Raw genomic sequence first — 26,436 nt, forward strand, 5'->3', positions numbered from 1 at the left:
TCCGTCTATGGGCAGAAACTGGATGAGACGATGGATAAATGGCCGCTGCTGATCGACCTCGATGGCATGGTCGGGGCGGATCCGTCGAAGTGGAACGCGGTGATGGAGATCCGCACCACGGATGATGATCCGGACGCCTCTGAAGCCGTCTGGACAGACTGGCATGAGGCGGCGACCGGCGATGTGGCGGCGCGGGCCTATCAGATGCGGCTGCAGCTATCATCGATCGATGAGAACATCACCCCGATTGTCGCGCGGGCTGAACTGACGGTCGATATGCCCGACCGGATATTGAGTGGCAACAATATCGTCGTGCCGGTTGCCGGAAAGCGGATCGGCTTTGATCCGCCTTACTACGGGCTGACCGGTGTTTCGATCTCGGCGCAGGGCCTTCGCTTCGGCGACTTTTACGAAATCGCAAACAAGGATGAGAGCGGCTTTGACATCGTGTTCAAGGATCAGTCCGGCACGCCGGTTGAGCGCTCGTTTGACTATGTGGCCGTTGGCTACGGAAAGGTGCATGCATGACGCAATATGAGAATGTGACGATTGATCCGACCGTCACCAATGGCTCGCAGCTTGCGGCCAATATCAACAGCTGGCGCAAGGCCGCGCTGACACTGCACAGCGGTGTTGAACGGCCATCCTATGCCAGTGCGGGCACAATGTGGATCAGCACGGCGTCCAGCCCGTGGAAGCTTTGTGTCTATGACGGCACAGATGATGTCGTGATCGGCGAACTCAAACCGGACAGCCATGATTTTGTCAGCGCCGGTGGCACCGAATACACCAATGACCTGATGGCTTCAGGCGATGCCGCAGAGGCGCGGGACAAGCTGGGGGCTGTCGACAGATCGCAGCTTAGCGGGAAGGTCAGTAAGTCCGGCGACACGGTGACTGGTGAGATAAGGTCGTCCAAGTCCGAAAACTTCCGGATGATGAACGGTGACCGGGGTGTGTTCTGGCATCTGAACTCCGAAGACCTTTATCTGATGATCACCAATTCCGGCGATCAGACCGGAGGGTGGAACAACACACGCGCGCTTCGGGTGCGCCTTTCGGACGGCTTTGTTTGGCTGGACCGAGCCAAGTCCAACAGAAATTTCGAAGTCGGCGGGGCGCGATATGAAACAAACGGCAATATCGTTGGCTCAATCTGGAATAATTGGGGCAGAACCGACGCCTACAGCGCTATCGACAACCGCATTGAAGACCGAGGCTACTGGCGCACACAGGACTATACCACTGACAGAGGCGCAGGAACCGTAGGGTCTTATGGATTGTTCCAAATCCGTAGGCACCTCAATCCCGGCGACGTGGTTGGAGGGAGCGAGCTACGTTATTCAGACGCAGAAGGAGATGTCGTTCACGGACCGGGAGGATCGTGGAGATGCATGGGTGTCATCGGAGGCGACGGTATTGCTTCAACAGTGTTCTTGAGGGTGTCATAATGATGGAATTTCGGAACCCGGTATTCAGCTCAGCCGACAATTCGTCAATTGACGCTGAAGTCAATCACCCATCGCTGGGATGGATACCCTTCACCGCGGTCAACGGCGACGAAAGCACGCAAGAAATGTTCGATGCGATGCTGCCGGACGCTGCACCATATGTCGCCCCCGCGATCCGCCCTTCTCAGGTGGACGAAGAGCGGGACCGGCGCATTGCCGATGGGATCGTATTTGAAGGCGTTGAGTACCAGACGCGACCCGGCGATGTCAGCCGCATTAAAAGCTGGGCGGCAGCGGCCCGCTCCACGCTTGAGGCGGGCGCCACCGCAGGGGATTACCGCTGGCACGGGCAGGACTATGACTTCGCCTGGATTGCGGCGGATAACACGGCCCATAAGATGGACGCCGCGACCGCCGCCGCGTTTGGCGATGCGGTGCTGGCGCATGAACAGGCGCATATTCTGGCAGCCCGGCAGATCAAGGATATGAACCCGATCCCTGCCGATTATGAACATGACAACTACTGGCCGGACTGACCGGTCTTAAATCTTCTCAAAGGACAATTGAATATGGAAATCACCACGGTATCCAGCCGGGGGCGTGCTTTCGTGCGCCTGCATGAAGGCAATCCGCTGACCGCCTATCTCGATCCAACCGGCACGCCGACCATCGGGACGGGCTTCACCATGCGCTCTCCCTATTGCCGACAGCAATTCGCGAAGCTCGGCATCAAAAAGCTTATCCCCGGCAAAACGAAAATCACCGCCGAACAATCCGACAGGATCCTGCGCACAGTGATCGATACCGGTTATGGCAAAGAGGTTGTTGCGCATTCGCCGGATGATCGGACGCAATATCAGATGGATGCGGCGACCAGCGCGGCGTTTAACCTCGGCGGTCGTGTGATCAGCAAATGGCGCTTTGGCAAGCTCTGGCGGGCAGGGCGGTTGAAACAGGCAGCCGATTACCTGGCTACGCATTACAACACCTCCAAGGGCCGCAAGCTTCCGGGCCTTGTCCGTCGCCGCAAAGAAGAGGCGTTGCTGTTCGAAAAGGGCATTTATACCGGCGTTGATACACTCGCATCAGCCCCGGAAGGTGTACCGCGCGCCGAAACGGACGAAAAGCCCGCAACCGGCGATCCGGTTGTTGCCGATGTTCAGTCCATGCTCAAAAAGCGCGGTTTTGATCCCGGTGCAATCGACGGCTGGTTCGGCAAGAATACCCGAAAAGCCGTGCTGGCTTATCAGACGACGCACCCCCACCTGAAGAATGACGGCATCATCGGTCCGGCGACGATTGCCCAATTGCGCCGCGACATGGCGGCGCTGAAGGATGCCGCGCAGAAATCCGGCCTGTCGGCGGCTGCCTCCGGCGCTGCCGCCTGGACGGCTGGCCTGCCGGTTGGCTGGATTGTTGCCGGTGTCATTGTCTTCGCCGTCCTCTGGTTCGCATGGCGTTATCGCGATGTGATCGCACGGCGGATCAACACGATCACGGGGCATGAGGTGGAGGTATGATCACCACAATCTTCACATGGCTGGCAAAGCTTGGCGCGGACGGCATTGTCGAACGCGCCATGACGCTGATCGAAAAGCGGGCCGAACAGGAAACTGACCGGGAGAAGATCAAGGCAGATATGACGGCGGAGTATTACCGGCAGGTGATCGAGGAAACCCGCATCATGGCGGATTATAACAGGGCCAAACTGTCATTTCCTTGGTTCTGGCTGTTCGCCAGTCTCTTTCTGTTTCCGCTGGCGCTCTGGTGGGCGGCTGTCATCCTCGACAGCGTCTTTCACTTTCCATGGACGATTGCGGATCTGCCCACGCCTCAGATGCAGGCATGGGCGGGCAATATGATCCAGTGGGTGTTTTATGTCGGCTCCGGCGTGGCGGGGCTGAAAACCGTTCTGAAGGCAGGGAAATGACCGTTGAAATCGCACGTCAGCTCGGAGAGGTTCAGGGCAAGCTTGATGCCCTGATCCGCAAGGTGGATGACAACCGCACCAGCCATGATGAAATCCATGAACGCCTGAACACGGTCGAACACCAGAATGAAAAGCTGATCAGCGAAAACAAGGTGCTTTCCGAACGCCTGACGGAAACTGAAACCTTTGTTGCCGATGTGCAGAAGATCAAGCAGATCGGGCGCGGATATATTCTCGGCGCGGCCATGGCTGGCACCGGCTTCGGTGTGTGGCTCTCAGATGGAATCTTGCAGTTGATCAGGGCAGTGAAGGGTGGGTGAAAAATGAAAGTCGCCCTCATGAGAAAGAGGGCGAAAGGATTGTGTTCGGTTTTAGAAGGGTCTGTTATCCCCTCACTAAGCGGCATTATCCGTGTCGGGCACAACAAGATAAATCAGAACTGCAATAATCGTGATGAAAAAGCGGAACGCACTTTCTATGCCGTTCCATTGTTCTGACATCCACATGCCGAACCATTCACCGCCAATCGACATGAACCCTACCTGCCATGTCAGAAAACCCAGAGTTAAACCTGCAACCGCCCATTTCTTGCGAGCATTAAACTCTCTCGGCGAACCGCTAGTGGCTGCAAGCAGCTTGAAGCCGCCAACCCAGCATAGGATCGCGGTGAGCGTCTCCAGTGCAATAATGAAAATGTAGCCTGCATGGTGGAGGGTTTCAGATTCAATCGCCCGGTACTTGATTGATGAATCCGGAAAGATCGTGTCCATTAAGAAGACATGGTGAACGAAGGCATAGTTTGAACCGTAGTCCGTGATATTCCCAAATGCGACGAGCGTGGCAAAAAAGGCAATGGCAAGTACCATCAAGGATTTTGAAAGCCTGATAGTCATGTAGAGTTGGCTCCTGGATGTTCTGTTTTTTAGTAACTTAGCAGAAAGCGTAGTGCGGATCTTCTGGCAACTTTGACAGTTGTCAGCATGCAAAATTTCTCATCCTTATGATCAAAACGCGAGTACGCTTCTGATCGGCTTTTCTGCTGCCCGGCATCGGGCGGCCTGCAGCCCGCCAAGGCTGCAAGCGACGGGTCAGTCGCCAAACATAGTCCCGTCCGGTAAGCACGAAGAATCCTCACCGCACCCGACCGCCTGCGCAGGCGAAGCGGTGTGTGGCAGATTCGGACATTTCCCACAATGCAAGGAATGATCTCGGTGCGGCCCGTGTCGCCGCCGGCCGCCTATCTTGGCGGCAAGAAACGTCTCGCCAAGCGCGTTTCCTCCATCATCGAACAGACCCCGCACGACCTTTATGCCGAGCCCTTTGTCGGCATGGGCGGCGTGTTCTTCCGCCGTTCGCTTGCCGCCCGCTGCGAGGTTATCAACGACTATTCGGGCGATGTGATCACGCTCTTCCGGATCCTGCAGCGGCACTATCCGCAGTTCATGGAAGTGATGAAATTCCAGCTCACCTCAAGGCGGGAATTCGAGCGGCTCGCCGCGACGGATCCGGCAACGCTCACCGACCTCGAGCGCTCCGCCCGCTTTCTCTATCTCCAGCGCCTCGCCTTCGGAGGCAAGATCATGGGCCGCAGTTTCGGCGTCGAACGCCACGGCCCGGCACGCTTCGACCTGACCCGGCTGGGCCCTATCCTGGAAGAGGTGCACGAACGTCTTTCCGGCGTCGTCATCGAAAACCTCGACTGGCGCGCCTTCATCGATCGCTATGACAGGGAAGGGACCTTATTCTACCTCGACCCGCCCTATTTTGGCTGCGAGACCGACTACGGCAGGGAGAGCTTCAAGCGTGCCGACTTCGCCGAAATGGCGGAGCGACTCGCAGGGATCAAGGGACGGTTCATCCTGTCACTGAACGACCGGCCGGAGGTGCGGGAGATCTTCTCGGGTTTTGAGTTCGCCGATGTGAAGCTCGACTACACGATCGGTAGCGGCGAGCAGAAGGCGGTGGGTGAGGTGATCATACTCGATGGCAAGGATGTTCGCCAAGACCGAAACCTTCCCCTGTTCTAGACAAGCAAAATCGGGAGCGGTCAGGCGGTGCGAATGCCTTATGCGCTGCTCCTGACAAGAGTGGCTGGAGATATTCGCTTGTGCAGAAGCTTATGTTTCTCCATACTTTTCTTAATTACATGGCAGGTTTCGAAAATGCGCAGCAAGACAGTTTCTCTCAAATACTCGGGTTTCCTTCTCAAGCGCGCCCTGCCAATATTGGTGTTGACCGGCTGCATCGGCCTTGGCGTCTTGGGGCTCCTGATCTGGGCGGGTCAGGAGGCCGATCGCGTGTCGTACAATCGACAGGCCAGTCTGGCTCAACTCGTTGTTTCTCAACAGCGTTCCAAGGTCGCCCACAATCAGGAAAGTGTGACTGTATGGGACGATGCCGTCGAACAGGTGCGCGCGCGTGACAGCGAATGGATGGATAATAATCTTGGAGCCTGGATGCATGAGTACTTCGGACTCGATCAGGCCTATGTTCTCGATCCCTCGAATCAAGCAGTTTACGCGTTTGCAGATGGCGGACAGCGGGCTCCGGATGCGTTTAGCGTAGTCGAGGACGAAGCTCTGCCTTTGGTTCTTGCTCTTCGCGACAAGCTTCGGGTCGGCGACGACAGCCAGGTCAGCGATATCGTGCTCACGCCCGGCGTATCTGATTTGGCCGTCATCCAGGGGCGTCCCGCTGTCGTCAGCGTCAAGCCAATCGTTTCCGATACCGGTGACATTCAACAGACACCCGGTGAGGAAAGCGTTCACGTGGCTGTGCGCTTCCTTGACGGAAGCCTGATCGAAGAGCTGAAGACCGACTATCTTTTTGAAGACCTGCATTTTTCATGGTCGGCGAGCGATGCGCCGCATTATTCCAGCCTGCCGTTCTATGCGGCTGATGGAACCGTTTTGGGATACATGGTGTGGCATCCCCATCACCCGGGTGAAACGATGCTATCAAAGCTTATCCCGGTTTTGTCCGCCTTTATTGTATTGGCACTTTGCGCAATTGCGTTCTCTCTGTTCCTTTATCACAACCGTTCAAAAGAGCTGCAGGCGAGCAAGGAGCAGATCCGGTACATGGCGCTCCACGATCCGTTGACCGAACTTCCCAACAGAAACTATTTCAACGAGTACGTCGATGTCGAGTTGACCAAGGAGGGGCGAGCGCCCTTCTGTTCCTCGATCTGGATCGGTTCAAGCAGGTGAACGATACGCTAGGCCACCCTTCAGGTGACGCTTTGATTCGCGAATTCGGTCAACGTTTGAAGGCTATCGTGCGTCAGGGCGATGTCGTTGCGCGCGTCGGCGGGGACGAATTTACCGTGATGCTCAGGGGAAAGGTCAGCGTGGGGGAAGTCGATGGTATCTGCCAGCGCATAGTCGATTCTGCCCGCCGTCCCTTTGTGTTCGGCGGCCAGGAAGTTTTTGTCGGCGTGAGCGTTGGAGTGGCGCTGGCGCCGCGCGATGGCAATGACCGTGTCAGCCTGCTTCGGAGGGCCGATGTTGCCCTGTACTTTTCGAAGAACTCCGGCCGCAGCCGGTATACCTTCTTTTCCGAGAGTATGGACCAGTTGCTCAGCAGGCGCCAGGAGATGGAAGGGGATATGCGTGCGGCCCTGAAGGCCGGCAATGAATTTCAGGTTCACTATCAACCCATTATTGACGCTCGCGACCATAGGGTCAAAGGGTACGAGGCGCTTCTGCGCTGGGAACATCCCAAATTCGGCTCGATCTCTCCCGAATTGTTCATTCCCATAGCGGAAGAAACCGGGCTGATCGAGGCTGTCGGCGCGTTTGTCTTGCGGGAGGCCTGCACCGCCGCAGCTGAATGGTCCGGGAAGTCCGTTGCCGTCAATGTGTCCGGCATCGAACTCCGCGACGAAGGCTACGCCGCAAAAGTCAAAAATATACTGTTGTCCACCGGACTGTCGCCGCAGGCTCTCGAACTGGAGGTGACTGAAACAGCCGCGACCGACGAGGCCTCTGCCGTCGTCGCGAATCTCGACGCCCTGCGTGCAATAGGCGTGCAGATCGCTATTGATGATTTCGGGACTGGCTTCTCGTCGCTTGGCCGGCTGCGAACCCTGAATGTCGATCGCATCAAGATCGACAGAAGCTTCGTACGGGGGTTCGGCGAGAAAGCCGGCGATGAGGCTATAATCCGGGCCATTGTTGAACTGGCCCACGCGAGTGGCCTCAAGACGACCGCGGAAGGCGTGGAAACGTCATTTCAGGACGCCGGTCTGATCAGGATTGGCTGTGACAGCCTTCAGGGCTTCCTGTACTCGAAGCCTGTTCCTCTTCGCGACATTGAACTCACTCGCTCTACCGACAGCTCGCCCGGCTGAGTGCAAGATCGGCGCGTGGACGTTTCCGGTGACAGCTTTGGTGATCATTCATGGTCGAACACCAGAACGAACGTCTGCTCGAGCAGAACACGGCCCTGTCACAGCGTCGCGGCGAAACCGAGCAGTTCGTCGCCGAATACCAGAAGATCACGCGGATCGGCCGGGGCTATATCCTCGGCGTCGCTATGGGCGGCACCGGGTTCGGCGCGCGGCTCTCCTCTCCTTCATCACGACCTTATGTCCCGAAACCGGCAACGGCTCAGAGGCCACGGATGACAGGTCGGTCATCGAACGGCGCTCACCAGCTCCATTCTTTAGTACCAATAGCTGAATCACCGGCAATTATTCATCGCTCAACCACACCCCGTTTTTCATAGCCAAAGCCAAGACTTTGAATCAGAAAAACTACCACTTTTCAAAGGGCTGAGTGGATTTTGCTCCTAGAGCTTCGTCGCCCGAAGTCGCAGCGCATTGCCGATGACGGAGACCGAGGAGAGGCTCATTGCGGCAGCGGCAATGATCGGCGAAAGCAGGATGCCGAAGAACGGGTACAGAATACCGGCAGCCAGCGGCACCCCGGCGGAATTGTAGACGAAGGCGAAGAACAGGTTCTGACGGATATTGGCCATGGTCGCCTCGGCCAGGTGGCGGGCGCGGACAATGCCGGTTAGGTCTCCCTTAACCAAGGTGATGCCTGCGCTTTCTACCGCGACATCGGCGCCCGTTCCCATGGCGATGCCGACATCGGCCGCGGCAAGAGCCGGTGCATCATTGACGCCGTCGCCGGCCATGGCGACCGACAGGCCTTCGCCACGCAACCGTTCGATCAGGTCATGCTTGTCCTCGGGGCTGACGCCGGCATGAACCTCGTCGATGCCGAGCGACGAGGCCACGGCATCGGCCGTCGCCTTCGCGTCGCCCGTCGCCATGACGATGCGCATGCCGGCGTCGTGCAGCGCGCGGATCGCATCCGGCGTGGTTTCCTTGACCCGGTCGGCAACCGCAACCACACCGGCAGCCTGTCCTTCCACGGCAAGGTACATGGCGGTCTTGCCCTCGCCCTGAAGGGCTTTCACCCGCTCTTTCAGGCCGCTGATGTCGACCTTTTCTGCCTCCATCAGCGCGGCATTGCCGAGCGCGGCGCGTTTGCCGTCCACCGTTCCCGTCACTCCCTGTCCGGTAACCGCATCGAAATCGCTGCTTTCCATCTCAGGCGCTTCTGCCTCGCGCGCGCCCGTCACGATCGCTTCGGCCAGCGGGTGTTCCGAGCCGCGCTCCAGGGCTGCCGCAATCGAAAGCAGGTCGGCGCGATCAAAACCTTCGGCCGGTTCGGCATCGGCGAGCGCCGGCTTGCCCTCCGTCAGCGTGCCGGTCTTGTCGACGACGAGAACGTCCACCTTGGAAAAGCGCTCCAGCGCCTCGGCGTCGCGGATCAGCACGCCGGCATGCGCGCCGCGCCCGGTGGAAACCATGATCGACATCGGCGTGGCAAGACCCAGCGCGCAGGGGCAAGCGATGATCAGCACCGAGACAGCCGCGACAAAGGCATAGGAGAGCGCCGGCGACGGTCCGAATATGACCCAGGCCAGAAAAGCAATCACGGCGACGGAGACCACGGCAGGCACGAACCACGCCGCCACCCGGTCCGCCATCGCCTGGATCGGCGCGCGCGAGCGCTGGGCCTTCGACACCATGTCGACGATGCGCGACAACGTGGTTTCGGCCCCGACGCTTTCCGCCCGCATCAGGAAGCTGCCGGTCTTGTTGAGCGTGCCGCCGGTGACCGGCTCGCCCTCGGTCTTTTCGACCGGGACCGGCTCGCCGGTGATCATGCTTTCATCGACTGATGAGTGGCCTTCGGTGACCACGCCGTCAACCGGCACGCTTTCGCCGGGGCGCACGCGCAGCACGTCGCCGGCCTTCAGCGTGTCAACGGGCACATCCTCCTCACCCTCATCGGTCACCTTGCGCGCGGTCTTCGGCGCAAGATCGAGAAGCGCCCGGATCGCATCGCCCGTGCGTTCGCGTGCGGCCAGTTCCATCACCTGGCCGATCAGCACAAGGACGAGGATCACGGCAGCCGCCTCGAAATAGACGGGCGCCATGCCCGCACTGTCGCGCATGGAAGCCGGAAACAGGCCGGGCGCGACCAGCGACACGACCGAGAAGACGAAGGCCGCCCCCGTGCCGAGCGCTATCAGGGTCCACATATTCGGACTCTTGTTGACGATCGAGGACCAGCCGCGCTTGAAGAAAGGCCGGCAGACGAAAACGACGGGCGTGGCCAGCGCGAATTGCAGCCAGCCGAACACTGCATGCCCGAACCAGTCCTCTAACGGCAGGCCGAGATGACTGCCCATTTCCAGCACGAAGACGGCGAGCGCCAGAGGCGCGGTGATCATCAGGCGGCGTTTGAAATCGACATATTCGGGGTTCGGGCCCATATCGGCCGAGGGCGTCATCGGCTCGAGCGCCATGCCGCATTTCGGGCAATCGCCGGGATGATCCTGCACGATTTCCGGATGCATCGGGCAGGTATAAAGCGTTCCCTCCGGCTGGGGCTCCGGTTCCGGTCGGCCACTGGCGTATTGATCGGGTTCTGCCTCGAATTTCGACTGGCAGCCGGAAGAACAGAAATAGAAACGCTCGCCTTCGTGCTTGAGCATAAGCTGGGCGCTGGCGCGATCGACCGACATGCCGCAGACCGGGTCCTCCGCCGTCAGATAGGCTTCCGGCTCCTGCAGGAAACGGTCTCGGCAACCTTCGGAGCAGAAGTGGAAAAGCCGGTGATTATGTTCGGCCGTCGGTTTTCCGGCCTCCGGATCGACCGACATGCCGCAGACGGGATCGCGTAACGGCCTCTTTTCCGACACCGCTGCGCCATGGCTGCCGCCGCTTCCGGCATCGTGGGAATGCCCGTCATGGGAATGTTGCATCTGAGCTCTCCTGTCGGTTCCGTTTCCGCCAACATGGCCCTTCCAGTCACTGGAAGGTCAAGAGCGCCCGGATTACCCGGCTACAGATAGCGCAGGCAGGCGATCAGGAAACCGGGCAGCCCAGCCTTTTCGGATCACAGAGAAAGGAGGATGATCCTGATCAATTCCGACCGCCGTGAAATATGCCAGATTGGCCTTCCATCGTAGGTCCCACTCGATTCGAAGAGACCATGTTCAGCCGGCTTCGCACACTTGCCATTGCTTTCGTCTTCCTGCTCGGGCTCCTTGCCGGCGCGGGCACGGCCGTCAGCTTTGAGCCCGCCGACATGGCGTCCTGCAACGAACAGTCGGTCTCCGCGACGGATGCCTGCGGCAAGGCGATGATCCACACGTCATGCCTCTATCACGGGACCTGCGGCCTGTTCCTGTCGCCCGATCCCGCGCGCATCCATTCCCGGACGGCGCCTTCGGCACGGAATATCCCGCTGACCGCGCCTCTTGCCGGTCAGCCTTCGGCCCCCGAAACGCCGCCACCCATCTCCGCACTCTAGAGCCTTCACGCCCGGCACATGCTTGTCGGATTCGTGATGATCCCGGCAGCCCGCAGGCACCGGGAAACGGTCCTTCATTCTGTAAATCATATAAATTTCAGAATGTTGGGAGCCATATCTAAGATAGTGCTCTAAACGGAGATTTCCCATGAGCAAGATAATTTACGCCGCCGCGTTCACGCTTACCCTCGGCGCGAGCCTCGCCTACGCCAACCCGGCCCACCACACCGGAACCGATCAGGTCCCTGATGTCGGCAGCATGATGCAATCCGGCATGATGGACGGGTCGATGATGGGCGGCATGATGAATTCCGACATGATGGTGATCATGCTTGACGCCGATGGCGACGGCAGCCTTTCGCTCGCCGAGTTCCAGGGCATGCATGAACGCATGTTCGGCTACCTCGACACCAATGGCGACGGCACGCTCGATGCCGGAGAAATGGAAGCCCATCACGCCGATGCCATGCCGCATGGCGGCGCGGCCGAGTAAGGAGAAAACAGATGAAAAAGACATTCAGCGCCTCGGCAATCGCGGCTCTCGGCCTCGCCGCAGCCCTCCTCGCCGCACCGGCCGCATACAGTGCCGAACAACCGGCAATCCCCGCAGGCGAAACGATCTCCACATGGGTGGAAAACGGCGAAAACGGCCGCTATCTTCTCCAGCTTCTGGAGGGTGGCGTGCCTGCCGGCGAGACCGAGATCACCGGCACGATCCTCTCCGATACGGATTGCGCGCCGGATGCCGACGGCATCAATCATTGCAAGAACGAGATCCGGCTTGAGGACGGCAGCGTGCTCAAGGGCGTGAACAATCACCGCATGAGCGTCAACCGTTGCCTGAAACCGGGCGAAACCGTCAAGGTCTCGCAGCTTGCGGATGGCTGGGCGGTCGTCCTGATCGAGGACGCGACCGAGAGCCGCTGACAGCGGCCCCGACAGGAGTGGCCGCGTTTTCGGCGCGGCCTCTTGCATTGGCCTGCCCTTGGGTCGAGCCTCAATCGTCGTTCTGTGCATTCCAACTGCCGAGATAGGGCGCGATGATGTTGCTGCTTTTCGTATGGACGGAACGAAAAGAGAATATTGCGTCGTTCCGCTGTGTCAGATTTGTGTCAATCAAACCCAAATGTTCTTTTTATGTTCATGTCTCTCCCTGCATGAACCTGCAGGCCGTCATCACCAAGTCATCTTTTCCCTTGCCTATTTTCAAAGCCTCCCGTATATCCGGCGGCGGGACACCTCTCCCCAACGAGAGGCTACTATCTGAAAGGGTAGAGATATGACAGATATGCAGAAACCGGACACCCGTCCGGCTAATCCCCGCTTTTCTTCCGGCCCCTGTGCAAAGCGTCCGGGATGGACGCCTGAAGCGCTCAAAGATGCAGCGCTTGGCCGCTCTCATCGTGCTAAAATCGGAAAGACCAAGCTTAAAGACGCGATCGAACTGACGCGTGAGGTTCTTGGTGTGCCCGCTGACTACCGCATCGGTATCGTTCCGGCGTCCGACACAGGTGCCGTTGAAATGGCCATGTGGTCGCTGCTCGGCGAACGTGGCGTCGATATGCTTGCATGGGAAAGCTTTGGTTCCGGCTGGGTCACGGATGTGATCAAGCAGCTGAAACTCGAAAATGCCCGCAAGCTTGAAGCGCCTTACGGCCAGCTGCCTGACCTTTCGCAGGTCAATTTCGACAACGACGTTGTCTTTACGTGGAATGGCACGACCTCTGGTGTGCGTGTTCCCAATGCTGATTTTATCCCCGCTGATCGCGCTGGTCTGACGATCTGCGATGCAACCTCTGCCGTTTTTGCGCAGAAGGTTGATTTCGAGAAACTCGATGTCGTCACGTTCTCCTGGCAGAAGGTGCTTGGCGGCGAAGGCGGTCATGGTATTCTGATCCTGTCGCCACGTGCTGTTGAGCGGCTGGAAACCTATACCCCTGCATGGCCGTTGCCAAAGATCTTCCGCATGACCAAAGGCGGAAAGCTGATCGAAGGTATCTTTGAGGGCGCGACGATCAATACGCCTTCCATGCTCTGTGTTGAAGACTATCTGGATGCTCTGAACTGGGCCAGATCGATCGGCGGCCTCGATGCGCTGGTTGCGCGTGCCGATGCCAATGCCAAGGTCATCTTCGATTTCGTCGAGGCGAATGATTGGATCGAAAATCTGGCTGAAGCGCCGGAAACGCGCTCCAATACCTCTGTCTGCCTGAAAATCCTTGATCCTGAAATCGTCAAGCTGGATGATGCAGCACAGGCGGCCTTCGCCAAGGCCATCGTTTCCGTGCTGGACAAAGAAGGCGTTGCATTCGATATCGGTGCCTATCGTGATGCACCGTCCGGCCTCCGTATCTGGGCTGGTTCCACGGTCGAAACGGCTGATCTTGAAGCTCTGATGGGCTGGCTCAACTGGGCCTATCAGACCGAGAAGGCGAAGCTGGCTGCCTAAGGCCAGGCTGAATTGAAAAGGCGCGCGCCGGATAAGCGGCGCGGCCTGAAATTCCGATTAAACACGATATTTCTTCAAGGAGGCCTCTCATGGCACCTCGCGTACTCGTATCCGACGCGCTGTCGGAAGCTGCTGTCCAGATTTTCAAAGATCGCGGCGTAGAAGTCGATTTTCAGCCTGACCTTGGCAAAGACAAGGAAAAGCTTCTGGAAGTCATTGGCCAGTATGATGGTCTGGCAATCCGCTCAGCCACCAAGGCGACTGAAAAGATCATCGAAGCCGCAACCAATCTCAAGGTGATCGGTCGCGCCGGTATCGGCGTTGACAATGTTGATATTCCTGCTGCCTCGCGCCGCGGCATCATCGTCATGAACACCCCATTTGGCAATTCGATCACGACAGCTGAACACGCCATTTCCCTGATGCTTGCTGTTGCCCGCCAGATCCCGGCAGCCGATGTTTCGACACAGGCCGGTAAATGGGAAAAGAAAAAATTCATGGGTGTCGAAATCACCGGCAAGACGCTGGGTGTGATCGGTGCTGGCAATATTGGTTCGATTGTCTGCAATCGTGCCCTCGGCCTTAAGATGAACGTCATCGCTTACGACCCCTTCCTCTCGCATGAACGCGCTGAAAAGATCGGGGTTACCAAGGTCGAACTTGATGAGCTTCTGGCGAAGGCTGATTTTATCACGCTTCATGTCCCGATGACCGACAAGACCCGCGGTATCCTGAATGCCGAGGCGCTGGCAAAGACCAAGAAGGGCGTTCGTATCATCAACTGCGCTCGTGGTGGTCTCGTTGATGAAGCAGCACTTGCCGAGGCAATCAAGTCCGGTCAGGTCGCAGGCGCTGGCTTCGACGTGTTTGAAACCGAACCGGCAACCGAAAGCCCGCTCTTTGGCCTTCCAAATGTCGTCTGCACGCCGCATCTGGGAGCTTCAACGACGGAAGCCCAGGAAAATGTTGCTCTTCAGGTGGCCGATCAGATGTCGGACTACTTGCTGAAGGGGGCTGTCACCAACGCGTTGAACATGCCGTCGATCTCTGCCGATGAGGCGCCGCGCCTCAAACCGGTCGTCAAGCTGGCTGAGGTTCTCGGTGAATTTGCCGGTCAGGTTACGGAAAACGCGATCAAGGAAGTCGAAGTGCTTTATGACGGCGTTTTTGCTGAAATGAACACGACGGCCCTGACAAGCGCGCTTCTGGCTGGTCTGCTGCGTCCGCTGGTCGCCGATGTGAACATGGTGTCTGCGCCGATCATGGTGAAGGACAAGGGCATCATCCTGCAGGAAACCAAGCGCGACAAATCCGGCGTTTATGATGGTTACATCAAGCTGACTGTCACCACCGAAAAGCAGACGCGTTCGGTTGCCGGTACGGTGTTCTCGGATGGCAAGCCGCGCTTCATCCAGATCAAGGGCATCAACATGGACGCCGATGTCGGCCGCAACATGATCTACATCTCCAATACCGACGTGCCCGGCATGATCGGTTTCATGGGGACCACGCTCGGTAAGGCAGGTGTCAACATCGCCAACTTCCAGCTGGGTCGTGACAATGAAGGCGGCGATGCGATTGCCCTGCTTTATGTCGATGATCAGCCACAGCAGGCGGTTCTCGATGACCTTCTGGCCAATGATGCAATCAAGCAGGCCAAGCCGCTGAAGTTCAACGTCGAATAAGCTTTTCTCTTAAGACTTGGGTGTAACTGGCCCGGTTTCCAGAAAATGGAGCCGGGTCTTTTTTTTGTCTTGAGTTCAGGTGCATGTTGCTTGTCTTGCCAGAAATGGCGAAAGGCTCTATATCAGCGTCAAAATGGCTGTTTCCGGCAGGCGTCATGAAAATGCCGCCTGCTTTTGTCATTTCGCTCTCAGAAAACGAGATTCACATCCAACCTTGAACTGGACTGGCGGATCAATGAATACATTGGATATCGACAAGAAGCCGGAGGATACGCGCGTTGTCGTCGCGATGTCCGGCGGTGTAGACAGCTCGGTCGTTGCCGGGCTTTTGAAGCGGGAGGGCTATGATGTCCTCGGCATTACCCTGCAACTTTATGATCATGGCGCGGCGGTGCATCGCGCTGGCTCGTGCTGTGCGGGACAGGACATCGATGATGCACGTCGCGTCTCGGAGCTTTTAGGCATTCCCCATTACGTTCTGGATTACGAGAAACGGTTCAGGGAAACGGTCATCAACCCGTTTGCCGAGAGTTATATCGCCGGTGAAACGCCGATCCCATGCGTGGCCTGTAACCAGACAGTGAAGTTTGCCGATCTGTTGACGACGGCAAAAGAGCTGGGTGCTGATGCACTGGCGACCGGGCATTACATCCGTTCACGTCATAATCCGACACCGGAAAATCCCGGGCGTCGTGCCCTCTATCGTCCTGTGGATGCCGAGCGAGATCAGAGCTATTTCCTGTTTGCGACGACGCAGGAGCAGATTGATTTTCTACGCTTTCCCCTGGGCGGTCTGCCGAAGGCCGAAACGCGCAAACTGGCGGAAGAAATGGGCCTTGTGGTTGCCGATAAACCGGACAGCCAGGACATATGCTTTGTGCCTCATGGAAAATACTCCGATGTGATCGCCAAACTGAAGCCGGATGCCAATCTGAGCGGCGATATCGTACATATCGATGGCCGTGTGCTCGGTCAGCATGAGGGCATTGTCCGCTACACCATCGGTCAGCGGAAGGGGCTGGGTGTTGCGACTGGCGAGCCGCTTTATGTCGTTTATCTGGATGCCCGAAGCAAACGGGTGATCGTCGGTCCGCGCGAAGCGCTGGAAACGCGGCGGATCTACCTGCGTGATGTGAACTGGCTGGGCGATAAAGCGCTCGTTGATGAAGCCCGTGACGGCTTTGACTGCTTTGCAAAGGTTCGCTCGACACGCCCCCCGCTTCCAGTCACGTTGCATTGTGACGATGACGGCGTTTACGTCGATCTGCTGGAAGGCGAGGCGGGCATTGCCAGCGGGCAGGCCTGTGTTCTTTATGATGCGCCCGGCAACGATGCCCGTGTGTTTGGCGGCGGATTTATTGATCGTTCCGAACGCTCACCTGAAGCGGAAAACGCACTCAAGAACCTGCTGACGGGACTGGCTGCGTGATATTCAGGTCGTGATCGGTTTTTCAGCCGACAGGAACAGCTTCAGGGACTCGCGATAGCCGAGTTCAAGGAGCTGCTCTACATAGTTGACAATCTGGTCGGCCCATCCATATCCCATGCGATGGGCCACCCAGACAACAAGAGCGGCTATAATCAGTGCATATACGAAGCTTCTGAGCACCATAAGAATAACAGCAAGAAGCACAAAGGCCGCAATGCCGTAAAAGATCGATGGTGCAAGCGCAACACCATCGCTGTGGGCGAGATAACCCATGTAAGCCGCGAAGATGATGCAAACTGCGGCGCTGACGCGATCACGGATCATTCTGTGCGTTCCTGAAAAGCTGCTCATGTCGGTTTCCTTTGCACCAGCAACGTATCAGACCGGCGCGGTGTTCCAGCCAAGCCTACCGGGGTCGCGTTCAAACACAATATCCATGATATACCGGGTTATCACGATATTGTTTGTTTTCGCATGGGCTAGACGGTGACCGGCTTCTCCGATTTTCCTTCGAAGCTCGTCATCGTGATATAACTCAAGCATCTTCTCCGCCAGCTCTTCGCGATTGCTGTATTCCATAACCCCATCTTCATAGAGATCAGAAAGCCTGCTCGTGGCGGGAGAGAGGGCTGTTATGCCATTGCCCAGCAACTGTGCGATGCGGTCCGAGCTGTAGAGATAGGCCATATCCTGCGGTCTTGTATCATCATGAGGCAGGTTGGGAGAAACGGCAGCTTCACACATGCGCTCAAGGTAGCCGGTGCTCACCAGCCACTCACTTTTGAACGCACGGCCGCCGGTGGAAAAACGATAGTCTTCGGGCAGGCGCTCAATGAGTGCAGTCAACTGCTCGTCGCGCCTGTTGATGCCTGTGCCCAGAAACTGACCGTCATATTTGAGGGTTTCACGGGCACGCATGAAGATGCGCTGGGTTTCGATCGCAGGATCGACGGAATTCGGCATGAAATGCAGCTTTCCTGTCTGACCAAAGACCGCGTTCAACTGGGGCCGGTCTGCAGTGGTGATAAAGCCAGCATCCATATAATCGAGCCGGATTTTGAATGCCGCCATGGTTTTGTCACGGAAAAGCGCATCGACGCAGAAAGCTGCCATCCGCACACCCGGGACAGTTTTGCGCAAGGCCTGATAGGTTTCGCCGTCAATCAGGTCGCAATGCCCGAATAGGATCAGATGCGGCTGATAGTGCCGCGCTGTGGCAATCAGCTGCTTCTGCATTTTGTTGCGACCGAATTTCTGCGATCTGAAGATCGTTGCTTCGCGCGCATGGTCCCGATCGGAAAATGTCAGAACGTGGTGCCCATTCCTGATGAAGCCGTTCGCAAGTTTGAATGCGTTGTTGTAATAGCGCGCAAAGAGGCTTTTGCGCTCCTGATAGCTGACGAGCAGTATGCGACGAGGCTCAAAGGTTTGCATCGGATTCTGATCTCTTTCATGCTTCAAAGCCGTAAAGCCGCTATTCTGGTGGTGTCTGAAGCAGTTGTTCCGTGATTTAGCAGAAAACCGGAGCGCGCATAAGCGCTTCACGAAAGCTCTGTGACAATCCTATTCAGCAAAAGCATGCCTTCAGGCGTTGCGCGAAGGCGATGGTTGCCGACCCGCTCGATCAGGCCCAGTTGCATCAAAAATGCCTCCCGTTCGGTATCGACGGGTTTGCCGGAATAGGATGACCAGCGGGCAAGATCGACGCCCTCTTTCACGCGCAGCCCCATGAGAAGCAGTTCGTCTGCCTGTTCTTCGCTAGTCAGTTCGGACAGCTCGACCAAGCCGTGCCCGTGAGCTTCAACGTTTTCAAGCCAGGTCTCCGGGTGACGTTCAGTCGCGGTGGCGATCTTCCTGCCATCGGTTGCCAATCGCCCATGGGCACCCGGGCCAATGCCCGCATAATCGCCATAGCGCCAGTAGGTCAGGTTGTGCCTGCTTTCAGCGCCGGGTCGGGCGTGGTTCGAAACCTCATAGGCAGGCAGACCCCGCGCAGCTGTCACATCCTGCGTCATTTCATAAAGCCGTGCCGCCTGATCATCATCGGGAACACTGAGTTTTCCGGCTTTGTGCAGCGCGTAAAATGGCGTGCCTTCTTCAATTGTCAGCTGGTAAAGCGACAGATGGTCGGCAGCCAGATCGATGGCCTGATTCAGTTCTGTCTTCCATTCCTCTTCCGTCTGGCCCGGTCGGGCATAGATGAGGTCAAACGACATGCGCGGAAAGATATCGCGCGCCAGCCGGATGGCGCCCAGCGCCTGCTCGACATTGTGAAGGCGCCCGAGAAACTTCAGCTGCCGGTCATCAAGCGACTGAACACCCATGGAAACGCGGTTGACGCCGGCGGCACGATAGCCGCGGAAGCGCTCTGCCTCGACACTGGATGGGTTGGCCTCAAGCGTCACCTCGATGCCGCCCGGCACGTGCCAGGCATTGGCGACAGCCTCCAGAATTTCACCAAGCGTTTCCGGTTGCATCAGCGATGGCGTGCCGCCGCCGATGAAAATGCTGGTCACTTCGCGCGGGCCGGAAAGCGCCCGCATATGTGCGATCTCGCATGCAAACGCCCTTGCAAAACGTTGCTGGTCAACAGCCTGATGCCTTACATGGCTGTTGAAATCACAATAGGGGCATTTGGCTGCGCAAAACGGCCAGTGCAGATAGACGCCGAACCCTGGTTCGCCGTCATCGCCATTCAGATGCACATGTTCATTCGGAAGTGTGGTCAGTTTGACAGCCCCGTTTCAACGAACAACCGGAAAGCGCGGGCGCGATGGGACAGCGCACCGCCATCATTCTGGCCGCCTTTGGCTTTTTCATCCGCATTCATTTCGCCGAAGGTGCGGTCATGTCCGCAAGGCTGGAAAACCGGGTCGTAGCCATGGCCCTTGTCGCCGCGCGGTGGCCAGATCAAGGTGCCTTCCACTTCGCCGCGAAACGTTTCGGTGTGACCGTCCGGCCATGCAAGGCACAGCACGCAGACGAAGCGGGCCGTGCGCTGTTCAGGTGCTGTTGCGCCTTTTTCGGCAAGGGCATTCTCGACCTTTTCCATAGCCATGGCAAAGTCGCGGCTGCCATCGGACGTTTCTGCCCAGTCAGCGGTATAGACACCCGGCTGGCCGTCAAGCGCATCGACACAAATGCCAGAGTCATCAGCGAGCGATGGCAGGCCCGACTTCTCTGCCGATGCCAGTGCCTTGATGGCCGCGTTTTCCTCAAATGTCGTTCCAGTTTCATCCGGTACGTCGAAGCTCAGCTCAGCGGCGGACTTGGCCGAAAAGCCCAACGGTCCGATGAGTTCGGCAATCTCGGCGATTTTGCCAGCGTTGTGACTTGCAACAACAATTGTTTTGGTATCGAGCTTGCGCATTATTAAATCCTGAATTCAAAGACCCCAAAGCTTAGGCTCAGCACATTCGAGGCTGTTGCCTGCCGGATCGCGAAAATAGATGGATCGGGCCCCGTTCGGCCAGAGAAAGTCACTTTCGATGGAAACACCCTCGGCAACCAGTCGCTCGATGACTGTGTGGAACCGATCGCTGTCCAGCCGGAAGCAGGCGTGACCCTGGCCTTTGGCGCCATGGGCGGGAACGGGCAGGGCGCCCTCGGGTGCAGGATGTATGGTTTCATTCGGATTGAAAATCAGAAGAACGGACGCGCCGACACGAAAGAAAATATGCCTGTTATCCGCCCGCGTGATTTTTTCGAACCCGAGCACGTCGGCATAAAAAGCCTCGGCTGCATCAAGGTCTTCAGCATAGAGCGCTGTTTCCAGTATGCCTGTGATCGGGTTCGTCACGTTGTTCAGATCCTGTTATCCGGTAATGGTACTTTTCTGCATCTCCACGAGATCACCAATACCGTTACGGGCCAGGTCCATGAGCGTCAGAAATTCATCCTGGCTGAACGGTTTGCCCTCAGCCGTGCCCTGAATTTCGACGATTCCGCCGGTCCCGGTCATCACGAAATTGGCGTCGGTCTCTGCGGAGGAGTCTTCCAGATAATCAAGGTCGATTACTGGCTGATCGGCAAAGATTCCGCAGGAAATGGCGGCGACATGATCCTTCAAAACCTTGTCCGTTTTGACCATGGAGCGTGCCTCCATCCACTTCAGGCAGTCATGCAATGCAATCCAGGCACCGGTAATAGAAGCCGTGCGCGTTCCGCCATCGGCCTGAATGACGTCACAGTCGACACTGATCTGACGTTCGCCAAGGGCTTCGAGATCCACAACGGCGCGTAAGGAACGGCCGATAAGGCGCTGGATTTCCTGCGTGCGACCGCTCTGCTTGCCGGAAGAAGCCTCACGGCGCATGCGCTCGCCGGTTGCGCGTGGCAGCATGCCGTACTCAGCCGTAACCCAGCCTTTGCCAGCATTGCGCAGCCACGGTGGCACGCGTTCTTCAAGGCTGGCAGTGCAAAGCACATGCGTGTCGCCGAACTTGACGAGACACGAGCCTTCAGCATGTTTGGAGAAGCCGCGCTCGAACGAGACGTTGCGCATCTGATTGAGTTGTCTGCCCGATGGCCGCATACCCTGATCCTTCCATTGTTTTTCAATCGCGGTTCTAAGGAAGCTGCACCGGTTTTGCAAAGAAAAACAGGGCAGCCATCAACTGAAAACAGAAATTGCGAAGCAGGCAGTCGTAACTATATAAAGGTGAGATAACGGGTATGAAGCATTGATGGGCCATGAATTCAGATCTTAGCCAGGCAGAAGACAAATCGGGCATGACGCTCGATGATCGTTCCCGTGAAGTGTTTCGCAGGATCGTTGAAAGCTATCTCGAAAGAGGTGAGCCACTTGGTTCGCGTAATCTTTCGAGACTTCTGCCGATGTCTCTTTCCCCGGCTTCCGTTCGCAATGTGATGAGCGATCTGGAGGAGCTTGGGCTGATCTATGCGCCGCATATTTCGGCCGGACGATTGCCGACTGAAACCGGGCTGCGCTTTTTCGTCGATGCCTATATGCAGGTTGGCGATCTGGCGGAGAGCGAACGTTCGGAAATCGAACGCCAGATGAGCGGTGCGCAGCGCGGGCAGCCAATGGATACACTCCTTGGTGAGGCCAGCCAGATGCTTTCGGGCATTTCGCGCGGGGCCGGGCTGGTGATGACCTCGAAAAGCGATGCGATCCTCAAACATGTCGAGTTTATCCGGCTGGAGCCGACAAAGGCGCTGGCCGTCCTCGTTGGGGAGCATAACGAGGTTGAAAACCGGATTATCGATCTGCCCGCCGGGACGACATCGTCACAGTTGACGGCGGCTGCAAACTTTCTCAATGCGCATCTCAATGGCCAGACATTGCCAGAGCTTAAATCGGTTCTGACGCAGTTGAAGGATGACGTTCGGCGTGAGCTCGATCAGTTGTCACAGGACCTTGTTGGCCGGGGCCTGGCTGTCTGGTCCGGTAGTTCGGATGAAGGCAGCCCCGGGCGGCTTATTGTGCGTGGCCGAGCGAACTTGCTCGAGGGCGTTGAGGATGCAGCGGATATCGACCGGCTGAGAATGCTGTTTGATGATCTGGAGCGCAAAGACAGTCTGATTGAGATGATCAGTCTGGCCGAGACCGGCTCCGGCGTTCGCATCTTCATTGGTTCCGAGAACAAGCTCTTTTCATTGTCCGGGTCTTCTCTGGTTGTCGCCCCTTACCGTGACAGCGATAATCAGGTCGTGGGGGCAGTCGGCGTGATCGGCCCGACCCGGCTTAACTATTCACGGGTTGTGCCGATGGTTGATTATACGGCGCATCTTCTGTCGAAACTGTCCAGAGGCTCGTGAAAGCGCTCCGTATACGTGTCGGGGGCCTTGATTTTTCAGGGCTGAACCTCGATATCGGGGCACGAGATTTCATGAACACAAGTAACCTGCGGAGACGTCATGACCGACGAAACCAAGAAAAACGCCGCTGAAGAAGAAAACAACGAAACGGTAATCGACCTTGACGCAGCCAAGGCCGATGCTGCTGAGGCGGAAATGACTTCTGAGGAGGCACCGGAAGTCGAACCTGATCCGATCGATGTTCTGCGTGAGGAAAATGAGAAGCAGCGCGATCAGATGATGCGACTGGCCGCAGAAATGGAAAATCTGCGTCGCCGGACGGCACGTGATGTTAAGGATGCCAAGGCTTACTCCGTGACAGCATTTGCACGCGATATGCTGGGCGTTGCCGACAATCTGCGTCGCGCACTGGACGCTATTCCGGAAGACAAGCGCAGCGGAGAAATTGCCGGTTTTGTCGAAGGCGTCGAAATGACGGAACGTTCGATGATCTCGGCGCTGGAACGCCACGGTGTGAAAGAAATCAAAGCCGAAGGCGAGAAGTTCGATCCGAATTTCCACCAGGCGATGTTTGAAGTGCCGAACGCCGAAATTCCGTCCAACACGGTGGTTCAGGTTGTTCAGGCTGGTTACGTCATCAGTGATCGCGTTCTGCGGCCGGCCATGGTTGGTGTTTCAAAGGGCGGTCCGAAGGCCGAAGCCCCTGCGTCTGATAATGCCGGTGAAGGCAAGTCTGAATAAGACCGACATTTGCAACCAATATAAAAAGCCGCGCGATGTCTTACATTGCGCGGCTTTTTTGTGTGACTGAAAGTCTTAATTTTCAGGCAGCGCTTGAGTTGGCGTCGCCCGTGAGAATGGAAAAGATTGCGCTCGCATTCTCCGAGGCACGAAGCCGCGTTGTCAGCTCTGTATCCCTCAAAAGCCGCGCGACCTTTGAAAGTGCTTTCAAATGGTCTGCTCCAGCACCTTCCGGCGCGAGCAGCAGAAAGGCCAGGTCAACGGGCTGATCATCAAGCGAATCAAAATTGACCGGTTGAGGCAGGCGTGCAAACACGCCGTGGATTTGCTCCAGCCCGGCCAGTTTGCCGTGCGGAATCGCAATGCCGTTTCCAACGCCGGTCGAGCCGAGGCGCTCGCGCTGCAGAATCACCTCGAAAATTTCGCGTTCGGGAAGACCGGTGACAGTCTCCGCGCGGGCAGATAACTCCTGCAGCAACTGCTTTTTGGAGCTCACCTTGAGGGCGGGCATAATCGCCTCCTGTTTGAGCAGGTCTTCAAGGGCCATTTTGGGAGGTGTCCTGGGTTGGTTCAGAAGATAGGCGGGCGACGTGATGTCGCCCGCTGGCTTGTTTCGTTAACCGGTGATGCTTGCTGTATCAATCCAGCCGACATTTCCGTCGGGGCGGCGATAGACGATATTCAGCGTCTTATTGTCGGGATTGCGGAAAAGCATGAGCGGTTTGTCCGTCATGTCGAGCGCCATGACGGCTGTTGCGACGGCCATCGTGCGGACTTCGGTTTTGCTCTCAGCGACGATGGCTGGCGCATAGTCTTCAGGGATTTCATCATCAGCTTCCGGTGGCGGGTCCATAACCGTATAGGCGACCTCGGCAAAGGCATCCGGTCCGTTGTGATGACGATCCTTGAGTTTGCGCTTGTAACGGCGAAGACGTTTGGCAATGCGCTCGAAGGCTCCATCAAATGCGGCCTGCGGATCCTGCGCTTTGCCGGTGGCGTGAAGCACGGCGCCGCTGTCGAGGTGAACCTTGCAGTCTGCGGAAAAACCGCTGCCTGCTTTCTCCACGGTTACCTGACTGGAATAGCCACCATCGAAATATTTGGTGACCGCCTCCTCGATCTGGTCTTCGATCTTCGAGCGAAAAGCTTCGCCGACTTCCATCTGTTTGCCAGAAACGCGAACACTCATGGTTTTTCCCTTCTTCTGGTGTTTGCGAACATCAGTTTACGCCAAGCCACTGCCTCCTCCAAGGTCTTCAGCGATGGTTTGGCGTCAGGCCGATGCTACTTGCAGACGGATCATCCGTCACCTTATTCATTTGGACATTTTTTTTCCGGAGTACAGTCGCGATAGCCTTAAAATTTCTGCACATTCGCATCATGCCCGTCTCGAAGGGCGTTTTTCGGGTGCCACCCACTTGCTGCCGCGGCGGGCTTCTACTCCGCATTAACCTGCAAGTCAATGAAGCGGCCGGTAAAGTGAATGCCTGTTTTTAAGGCAGGCGCGACCTTATGCCTCTGCCGCGCGTGCCATTGCGCGCTTTTCGCGACGGCGCTGAACGGAGGAGGGGATGCCCATAGCTTCGCGGTACTTGGCGACTGTGCGGCGTGCAAGCGCGATGCCGTCCTGCCTCAGGGCGGAAACGATATCGTCATCTGAAAGAACGGATTCCGGCGTTTCCGCGGTAATCAACTGACGGATACGATGGCGGACAGATTCGGCGGAATGGGTGCCGCCATCTGCGTTCGATGTTGCGATTGACACAGAGAAAAAATATTTCAGCTCAAAAAGACCGCGTGGCGTGAGCATGAACTTGTTTGAAGTTACGCGGCTCACTGTCGACTCATGCATATCGATTGCTTCGGCGACGGTTTTCAGTGTCAGAGGTCGCAGGTGGTCAACACCGTGTTTCAGAAAAGCATCCTGCTGACGAACAATCTCTGTCGCGACTTTGAGGATCGTTCGCGCACGCTGATCAAGGCTTCTGGTCAGCCAATTCGCATTTTGAAGGCAGGTATTCATAAATGTCCTGTCTGCTTCAGAAACGCCTTTATTGGCTTTCACCTGAGAAAGGTATGAGCGGTTGACAAGGACCCGCGGAAGCGTATCAGCGTTCAGTTCGACCTGCCAGACTCCTTGTTTTCCGGCGCTGACAATCACATCCGGCAGCACCGCTTCCGGTGGCTGATAGCCGAACGTGCTTCCCGGCTTGGGGTTAAGCGTGCGCAGCTCCCGGAGCATGTCGATAAGGTCGTTTTCATCGACGCCACACAGCTTTTTCAGTTTGGCAAAGTCCCGTCGGGCTGCAAGATCAAGGTGGTCAATCAATGCCGCCATGGCGGGATCCAGACGGTCTTTCTGGTGCAGCTGCTCACGCAGACACTCATTGAGTGTCCGGGCAAAAATTCCGGGTGGGTCGAGTTTTTTCAGTTGCTCCAGTAGTGTCGCAATGCGTTCAGCCGCAACGCCGATCCGACCTGCGATTTCTTCATTGTCTCCGCGGAAATAACCTGCTTCATCAAGATGATCGACCAGATAGGTTGCGATGGCGCGGTCGGACGCATCACGAATTAATAACGCGATCTGCTCATTGAGGTGATCCCTCAGGCAGAGTTGCCCGGCGACAAACTCATCGAGATCGACATGATCCTCACCTCTTGCGCCCCCCGGCATGGATTTCCACTGATCCAGTAATTCGGGCGCATCCGGACGCTCATTCGCAGCATTTTCATTGAAAGCGTCGTTGTAGTTGCTGTCGAGCTGTTCGCTGAGCGCAGGCTGTCCGGCATCGTCGCTGAACCAGTCAGCGCCTGTTTCTGTTGCTGTTTCATCAGTGCTGAACGGCTCCGGTGTGACCTCTTCTTCCAGCGAACGTCCCTCGCTGCTTTCGATTTCCAGCAGCGGGTTCTTTTCAACTTCGGATGCGATGAACTGCATCAGCTCCATGTATGGCATCTGCAGCAGCTGAATGGATTGCATCAGCTGCGGCGTCATCACAAGAGATTGATTCTGTCGCAGAAAAAGGCTGGCACTCAGAGCCATGGCAGACGCAAAACTCCATCACCGCAGCGCGTATCCGGAGACCGGCTGACGAAACTTCATATGATTGTCATTTTCGAACTATGAAGATG

29 protein-coding genes and 2 pseudogenes are annotated in these 26,436 nt (G+C 57.1%); 19 read left to right on the forward strand and 12 right to left on the reverse strand.

Annotated features, from left to right (window positions below):
* From EDC90_RS02780 to EDC90_RS02805, 6 genes and pseudogenes are all read left to right on the forward strand, one after another.
* A pseudogene (locus EDC90_RS02780) lies at window positions 1-528 on the forward strand (host specificity factor TipJ family phage tail protein); the annotation flags it as partial.
* Window positions 525-1,451 (forward strand): hypothetical protein, encoded by a 927-nt coding sequence (locus tag EDC90_RS02785; RefSeq protein ID WP_132308354.1) that lies wholly within the window; start codon window positions 525-527, stop codon window positions 1,449-1,451. The pseudogene EDC90_RS02780 and the gene EDC90_RS02785, both read left to right, overlap by 4 nt.
* Complete coding sequence (locus EDC90_RS02790) at window positions 1,451-1,987, forward strand: DUF4376 domain-containing protein (protein WP_165972715.1); 537 nt, start codon at window positions 1,451-1,453, stop codon at window positions 1,985-1,987. Before EDC90_RS02785 ends, EDC90_RS02790 begins: the two co-directional genes overlap by 1 nt.
* A 33-nt stretch (window positions 1,988-2,020) precedes the next feature.
* Entirely contained in the window at window positions 2,021-2,971 is a 951-nt protein-coding gene (locus EDC90_RS02795; RefSeq protein WP_132308358.1) for a glycoside hydrolase family protein, read from the forward strand.
* Window positions 2,968-3,381 (forward strand): hypothetical protein, encoded by a 414-nt coding sequence (locus EDC90_RS02800; protein ID WP_245510904.1) that lies wholly within the window; start codon window positions 2,968-2,970, stop codon window positions 3,379-3,381. The genes EDC90_RS02795 and EDC90_RS02800 overlap by 4 nt, the downstream gene beginning before the upstream one ends.
* Window positions 3,378-3,701: a hypothetical protein gene (locus EDC90_RS02805; protein WP_132308360.1), complete on the forward strand. Its 324-nt coding sequence runs from the start codon at window positions 3,378-3,380 to the stop codon at window positions 3,699-3,701. The genes EDC90_RS02800 and EDC90_RS02805 overlap by 4 nt, the downstream gene beginning before the upstream one ends.
* Window positions 3,702-3,776: 75 nt before the next feature.
* On the opposite strand, the gene EDC90_RS02810 is transcribed toward EDC90_RS02805, so the two are convergent.
* Entirely contained in the window at window positions 3,777-4,274 is a 498-nt protein-coding gene (locus EDC90_RS02810) for a DUF2165 family protein (RefSeq protein WP_132308362.1), read from the reverse strand.
* A 300-nt stretch (window positions 4,275-4,574) separates the two neighbouring features.
* Between EDC90_RS02810 and EDC90_RS02815 the strand changes: the two genes are divergently transcribed.
* The 5 genes and pseudogenes from EDC90_RS02815 to EDC90_RS02825 all read left to right on the forward strand — a co-directional run bounded on the left by EDC90_RS02815 (window position 4,575) and on the right by EDC90_RS02825 (window position 8,109).
* Complete coding sequence (locus EDC90_RS02815) at window positions 4,575-5,408, forward strand: DNA adenine methylase (protein ID WP_432419980.1); 834 nt, start codon at window positions 4,575-4,577, stop codon at window positions 5,406-5,408.
* Between the two features lie 135 nt (window positions 5,409-5,543).
* Entirely contained in the window at window positions 5,544-6,590 is a 1,047-nt protein-coding gene (locus EDC90_RS21140; protein WP_245510918.1) for a CHASE4 domain-containing protein, read from the forward strand.
* Window positions 6,551-6,871: pseudogene (locus EDC90_RS21145) on the forward strand (diguanylate cyclase domain-containing protein); the annotation flags it as partial. The gene EDC90_RS21140 and the pseudogene EDC90_RS21145, both read left to right, overlap by 40 nt.
* A gap of 21 nt (window positions 6,872-6,892) precedes the next feature.
* Window positions 6,893-7,732: a putative bifunctional diguanylate cyclase/phosphodiesterase gene (locus EDC90_RS21150; protein ID WP_348633655.1), complete on the forward strand. Its 840-nt coding sequence runs from the start codon at window positions 6,893-6,895 to the stop codon at window positions 7,730-7,732.
* A gap of 50 nt (window positions 7,733-7,782) precedes the next feature.
* Complete coding sequence (locus tag EDC90_RS02825) at window positions 7,783-8,109, forward strand: hypothetical protein (RefSeq protein ID WP_132308364.1); 327 nt, start codon at window positions 7,783-7,785, stop codon at window positions 8,107-8,109.
* A gap of 63 nt (window positions 8,110-8,172) precedes the next feature.
* Here the strand turns inward: EDC90_RS02825 and EDC90_RS02830 are convergent, their stop codons facing one another.
* The gene (locus EDC90_RS02830; protein ID WP_132308366.1) at window positions 8,173-10,668 is read right to left on the reverse strand and encodes a heavy metal translocating P-type ATPase; all 2,496 of its coding nucleotides are present in this window, start codon (window positions 10,666-10,668) and stop codon (window positions 8,173-8,175) included.
* A gap of 230 nt (window positions 10,669-10,898) precedes the next feature.
* On the opposite strand from EDC90_RS02830, the gene EDC90_RS02835 reads away from it, so the two are divergent.
* The 5 genes from EDC90_RS02835 (at window position 10,899) to serA (ending at window position 15,353) form a co-directional block, all read left to right on the forward strand.
* Complete coding sequence (locus tag EDC90_RS02835) at window positions 10,899-11,219, forward strand: hypothetical protein (protein ID WP_132308368.1); 321 nt, start codon at window positions 10,899-10,901, stop codon at window positions 11,217-11,219.
* Window positions 11,220-11,367: 148 nt separating this feature from the next.
* On the forward strand, window positions 11,368-11,712 hold the full coding sequence (locus EDC90_RS02840) for a hypothetical protein (RefSeq protein WP_132308370.1): 345 nt from the start codon (window positions 11,368-11,370) through the stop codon (window positions 11,710-11,712).
* Window positions 11,713-11,723: 11 nt separating this feature from the next.
* Complete coding sequence (locus EDC90_RS02845; protein ID WP_132308372.1) at window positions 11,724-12,146, forward strand: hypothetical protein; 423 nt, start codon at window positions 11,724-11,726, stop codon at window positions 12,144-12,146.
* A gap of 352 nt (window positions 12,147-12,498) precedes the next feature.
* Window positions 12,499-13,668, forward strand: a complete 1,170-nt coding sequence (locus EDC90_RS02850; RefSeq protein ID WP_132308374.1) for a phosphoserine transaminase — start codon at window positions 12,499-12,501, stop codon at window positions 13,666-13,668.
* Between the two features lie 89 nt (window positions 13,669-13,757).
* A complete protein-coding gene (serA, locus tag EDC90_RS02855; RefSeq protein ID WP_132308376.1) occupies window positions 13,758-15,353 on the forward strand; it encodes a phosphoglycerate dehydrogenase in 1,596 nt (531 codons plus the stop codon).
* Here serA and EDC90_RS02860 read toward each other — a convergent pair.
* A complete protein-coding gene (locus EDC90_RS02860; protein WP_132308378.1) occupies window positions 15,340-15,534 on the reverse strand; it encodes a hypothetical protein in 195 nt (64 codons plus the stop codon). The two genes, serA and EDC90_RS02860, sit on opposite strands and share 14 nt — an antisense overlap.
* A gap of 54 nt (window positions 15,535-15,588) precedes the next feature.
* Here EDC90_RS02860 and mnmA point away from each other — a divergent pair, with 54 nt between their 5' ends.
* Entirely contained in the window at window positions 15,589-16,782 is a 1,194-nt protein-coding gene (gene mnmA / locus EDC90_RS02865; protein WP_132308380.1) for a tRNA 2-thiouridine(34) synthase MnmA, read from the forward strand.
* A 3-nt stretch (window positions 16,783-16,785) separates the two neighbouring features.
* On the opposite strand, the gene EDC90_RS02870 is transcribed toward mnmA, so the two are convergent.
* The 6 genes from EDC90_RS02870 to rph form a co-directional block, all read right to left on the reverse strand.
* Window positions 16,786-17,133 carry a hypothetical protein gene (locus EDC90_RS02870; protein ID WP_132308382.1) on the reverse strand — a complete coding sequence of 116 codons (348 nt, stop codon included), beginning with the start codon at window positions 17,131-17,133 and terminating at the stop codon, window positions 16,786-16,788.
* 27 nt (window positions 17,134-17,160) lie between these two features.
* Entirely contained in the window at window positions 17,161-18,216 is a 1,056-nt protein-coding gene (locus EDC90_RS02875) for a glycosyltransferase (protein ID WP_132308384.1), read from the reverse strand.
* Between the two features lie 107 nt (window positions 18,217-18,323).
* Window positions 18,324-19,481: a radical SAM family heme chaperone HemW gene (gene hemW / locus EDC90_RS02880; RefSeq protein WP_132308699.1), complete on the reverse strand. Its 1,158-nt coding sequence runs from the start codon at window positions 19,479-19,481 to the stop codon at window positions 18,324-18,326.
* Between the two features lie 26 nt (window positions 19,482-19,507).
* Complete coding sequence (gene rdgB, locus EDC90_RS02885) at window positions 19,508-20,152, reverse strand: RdgB/HAM1 family non-canonical purine NTP pyrophosphatase (protein ID WP_132308386.1); 645 nt, start codon at window positions 20,150-20,152, stop codon at window positions 19,508-19,510.
* 15 nt (window positions 20,153-20,167) lie between these two features.
* Window positions 20,168-20,581 (reverse strand): VOC family protein, encoded by a 414-nt coding sequence (locus EDC90_RS02890; RefSeq protein WP_132308388.1) that lies wholly within the window; start codon window positions 20,579-20,581, stop codon window positions 20,168-20,170.
* Window positions 20,582-20,596: 15 nt separating this feature from the next.
* Complete coding sequence (gene rph / locus EDC90_RS02895; RefSeq protein ID WP_132308390.1) at window positions 20,597-21,316, reverse strand: ribonuclease PH; 720 nt, start codon at window positions 21,314-21,316, stop codon at window positions 20,597-20,599.
* A gap of 158 nt (window positions 21,317-21,474) precedes the next feature.
* Between rph and hrcA the strand changes: the two genes are divergently transcribed.
* Window positions 21,475-22,563, forward strand: a complete 1,089-nt coding sequence (hrcA, locus tag EDC90_RS02900; protein ID WP_245510905.1) for a heat-inducible transcriptional repressor HrcA — start codon at window positions 21,475-21,477, stop codon at window positions 22,561-22,563.
* A gap of 99 nt (window positions 22,564-22,662) precedes the next feature.
* Window positions 22,663-23,304: a nucleotide exchange factor GrpE gene (gene grpE / locus EDC90_RS02905; protein WP_132308392.1), complete on the forward strand. Its 642-nt coding sequence runs from the start codon at window positions 22,663-22,665 to the stop codon at window positions 23,302-23,304.
* Window positions 23,305-23,386: 82 nt separating this feature from the next.
* Here the strand turns inward: grpE and ptsN are convergent, their stop codons facing one another.
* The 3 genes from ptsN to rpoN form a co-directional block, all read right to left on the reverse strand.
* Window positions 23,387-23,851, reverse strand: coding sequence for a PTS IIA-like nitrogen regulatory protein PtsN (gene ptsN / locus EDC90_RS02910; protein WP_132308394.1), 465 nt, complete (start codon window positions 23,849-23,851; stop codon window positions 23,387-23,389).
* Window positions 23,852-23,920: 69 nt separating this feature from the next.
* Window positions 23,921-24,493 carry a ribosome hibernation-promoting factor, HPF/YfiA family gene (gene hpf, locus EDC90_RS02915; protein ID WP_132308396.1) on the reverse strand — a complete coding sequence of 191 codons (573 nt, stop codon included), beginning with the start codon at window positions 24,491-24,493 and terminating at the stop codon, window positions 23,921-23,923.
* 321 nt (window positions 24,494-24,814) lie between these two features.
* Window positions 24,815-26,347 (reverse strand): RNA polymerase factor sigma-54, encoded by a 1,533-nt coding sequence (gene rpoN, locus EDC90_RS02920; protein ID WP_132308398.1) that lies wholly within the window; start codon window positions 26,345-26,347, stop codon window positions 24,815-24,817.
* Window positions 26,348-26,436: the final 89 nt, after the last annotated feature.

The organism is Martelella mediterranea (assembly GCF_004342225.1).
Lineage (GTDB): Bacteria > Pseudomonadota > Alphaproteobacteria > Rhizobiales > Rhizobiaceae > Martelella > Martelella mediterranea_B.

Bases quoted from the DNA above. Each gene is read 5' to 3' on its own strand.
- EDC90_RS02785 (WP_132308354.1), top strand. From the start codon at position 525: ATGACGCAATATGAGAATGTGACGATTGATCCGACCGTCACCAATGGC.
- EDC90_RS02790 (WP_165972715.1), top strand. From the start codon at position 1,451: ATGATGGAATTTCGGAACCCGGTATTCAGCTCAGCCGACAATTCGTCA.
- EDC90_RS02795 (WP_132308358.1), top strand. From the start codon at position 2,021: ATGGAAATCACCACGGTATCCAGCCGGGGGCGTGCTTTCGTGCGCCTG.
- EDC90_RS02800 (WP_245510904.1), top strand. From the start codon at position 2,968: ATGATCACCACAATCTTCACATGGCTGGCAAAGCTTGGCGCGGACGGC.
- EDC90_RS02805 (WP_132308360.1), top strand. From the start codon at position 3,378: ATGACCGTTGAAATCGCACGTCAGCTCGGAGAGGTTCAGGGCAAGCTT.
- EDC90_RS02810 (WP_132308362.1), bottom strand. From the start codon at position 4,274: ATGACTATCAGGCTTTCAAAATCCTTGATGGTACTTGCCATTGCCTTT.
- EDC90_RS02815 (WP_432419980.1), top strand. From the start codon at position 4,575: ATGCAAGGAATGATCTCGGTGCGGCCCGTGTCGCCGCCGGCCGCCTAT.
- EDC90_RS21140 (WP_245510918.1), top strand. From the start codon at position 5,544: ATGCGCAGCAAGACAGTTTCTCTCAAATACTCGGGTTTCCTTCTCAAG.
- EDC90_RS02825 (WP_132308364.1), top strand. From the start codon at position 7,783: ATGGTCGAACACCAGAACGAACGTCTGCTCGAGCAGAACACGGCCCTG.
- EDC90_RS02830 (WP_132308366.1), bottom strand. From the start codon at position 10,668: ATGCAACATTCCCATGACGGGCATTCCCACGATGCCGGAAGCGGCGGC.
- EDC90_RS02835 (WP_132308368.1), top strand. From the start codon at position 10,899: ATGTTCAGCCGGCTTCGCACACTTGCCATTGCTTTCGTCTTCCTGCTC.
- EDC90_RS02840 (WP_132308370.1), top strand. From the start codon at position 11,368: ATGAGCAAGATAATTTACGCCGCCGCGTTCACGCTTACCCTCGGCGCG.
- EDC90_RS02845 (WP_132308372.1), top strand. From the start codon at position 11,724: ATGAAAAAGACATTCAGCGCCTCGGCAATCGCGGCTCTCGGCCTCGCC.
- EDC90_RS02850 (WP_132308374.1), top strand. From the start codon at position 12,499: ATGACAGATATGCAGAAACCGGACACCCGTCCGGCTAATCCCCGCTTT.
- serA (WP_132308376.1), top strand. From the start codon at position 13,758: ATGGCACCTCGCGTACTCGTATCCGACGCGCTGTCGGAAGCTGCTGTC.
- EDC90_RS02860 (WP_132308378.1), bottom strand. From the start codon at position 15,534: ATGACAAAAGCAGGCGGCATTTTCATGACGCCTGCCGGAAACAGCCAT.
- mnmA (WP_132308380.1), top strand. From the start codon at position 15,589: ATGAATACATTGGATATCGACAAGAAGCCGGAGGATACGCGCGTTGTC.
- EDC90_RS02870 (WP_132308382.1), bottom strand. From the start codon at position 17,133: ATGAGCAGCTTTTCAGGAACGCACAGAATGATCCGTGATCGCGTCAGC.
- EDC90_RS02875 (WP_132308384.1), bottom strand. From the start codon at position 18,216: ATGCAAACCTTTGAGCCTCGTCGCATACTGCTCGTCAGCTATCAGGAG.
- rdgB (WP_132308386.1), bottom strand. From the start codon at position 20,152: ATGCGCAAGCTCGATACCAAAACAATTGTTGTTGCAAGTCACAACGCT.
- rph (WP_132308390.1), bottom strand. From the start codon at position 21,316: ATGCGGCCATCGGGCAGACAACTCAATCAGATGCGCAACGTCTCGTTC.
- hrcA (WP_245510905.1), top strand. From the start codon at position 21,475: ATGAATTCAGATCTTAGCCAGGCAGAAGACAAATCGGGCATGACGCTC.
- grpE (WP_132308392.1), top strand. From the start codon at position 22,663: ATGACCGACGAAACCAAGAAAAACGCCGCTGAAGAAGAAAACAACGAA.
- ptsN (WP_132308394.1), bottom strand. From the start codon at position 23,851: ATGGCCCTTGAAGACCTGCTCAAACAGGAGGCGATTATGCCCGCCCTC.
- hpf (WP_132308396.1), bottom strand. From the start codon at position 24,493: ATGAGTGTTCGCGTTTCTGGCAAACAGATGGAAGTCGGCGAAGCTTTT.
- rpoN (WP_132308398.1), bottom strand. From the start codon at position 26,347: ATGGCTCTGAGTGCCAGCCTTTTTCTGCGACAGAATCAATCTCTTGTG.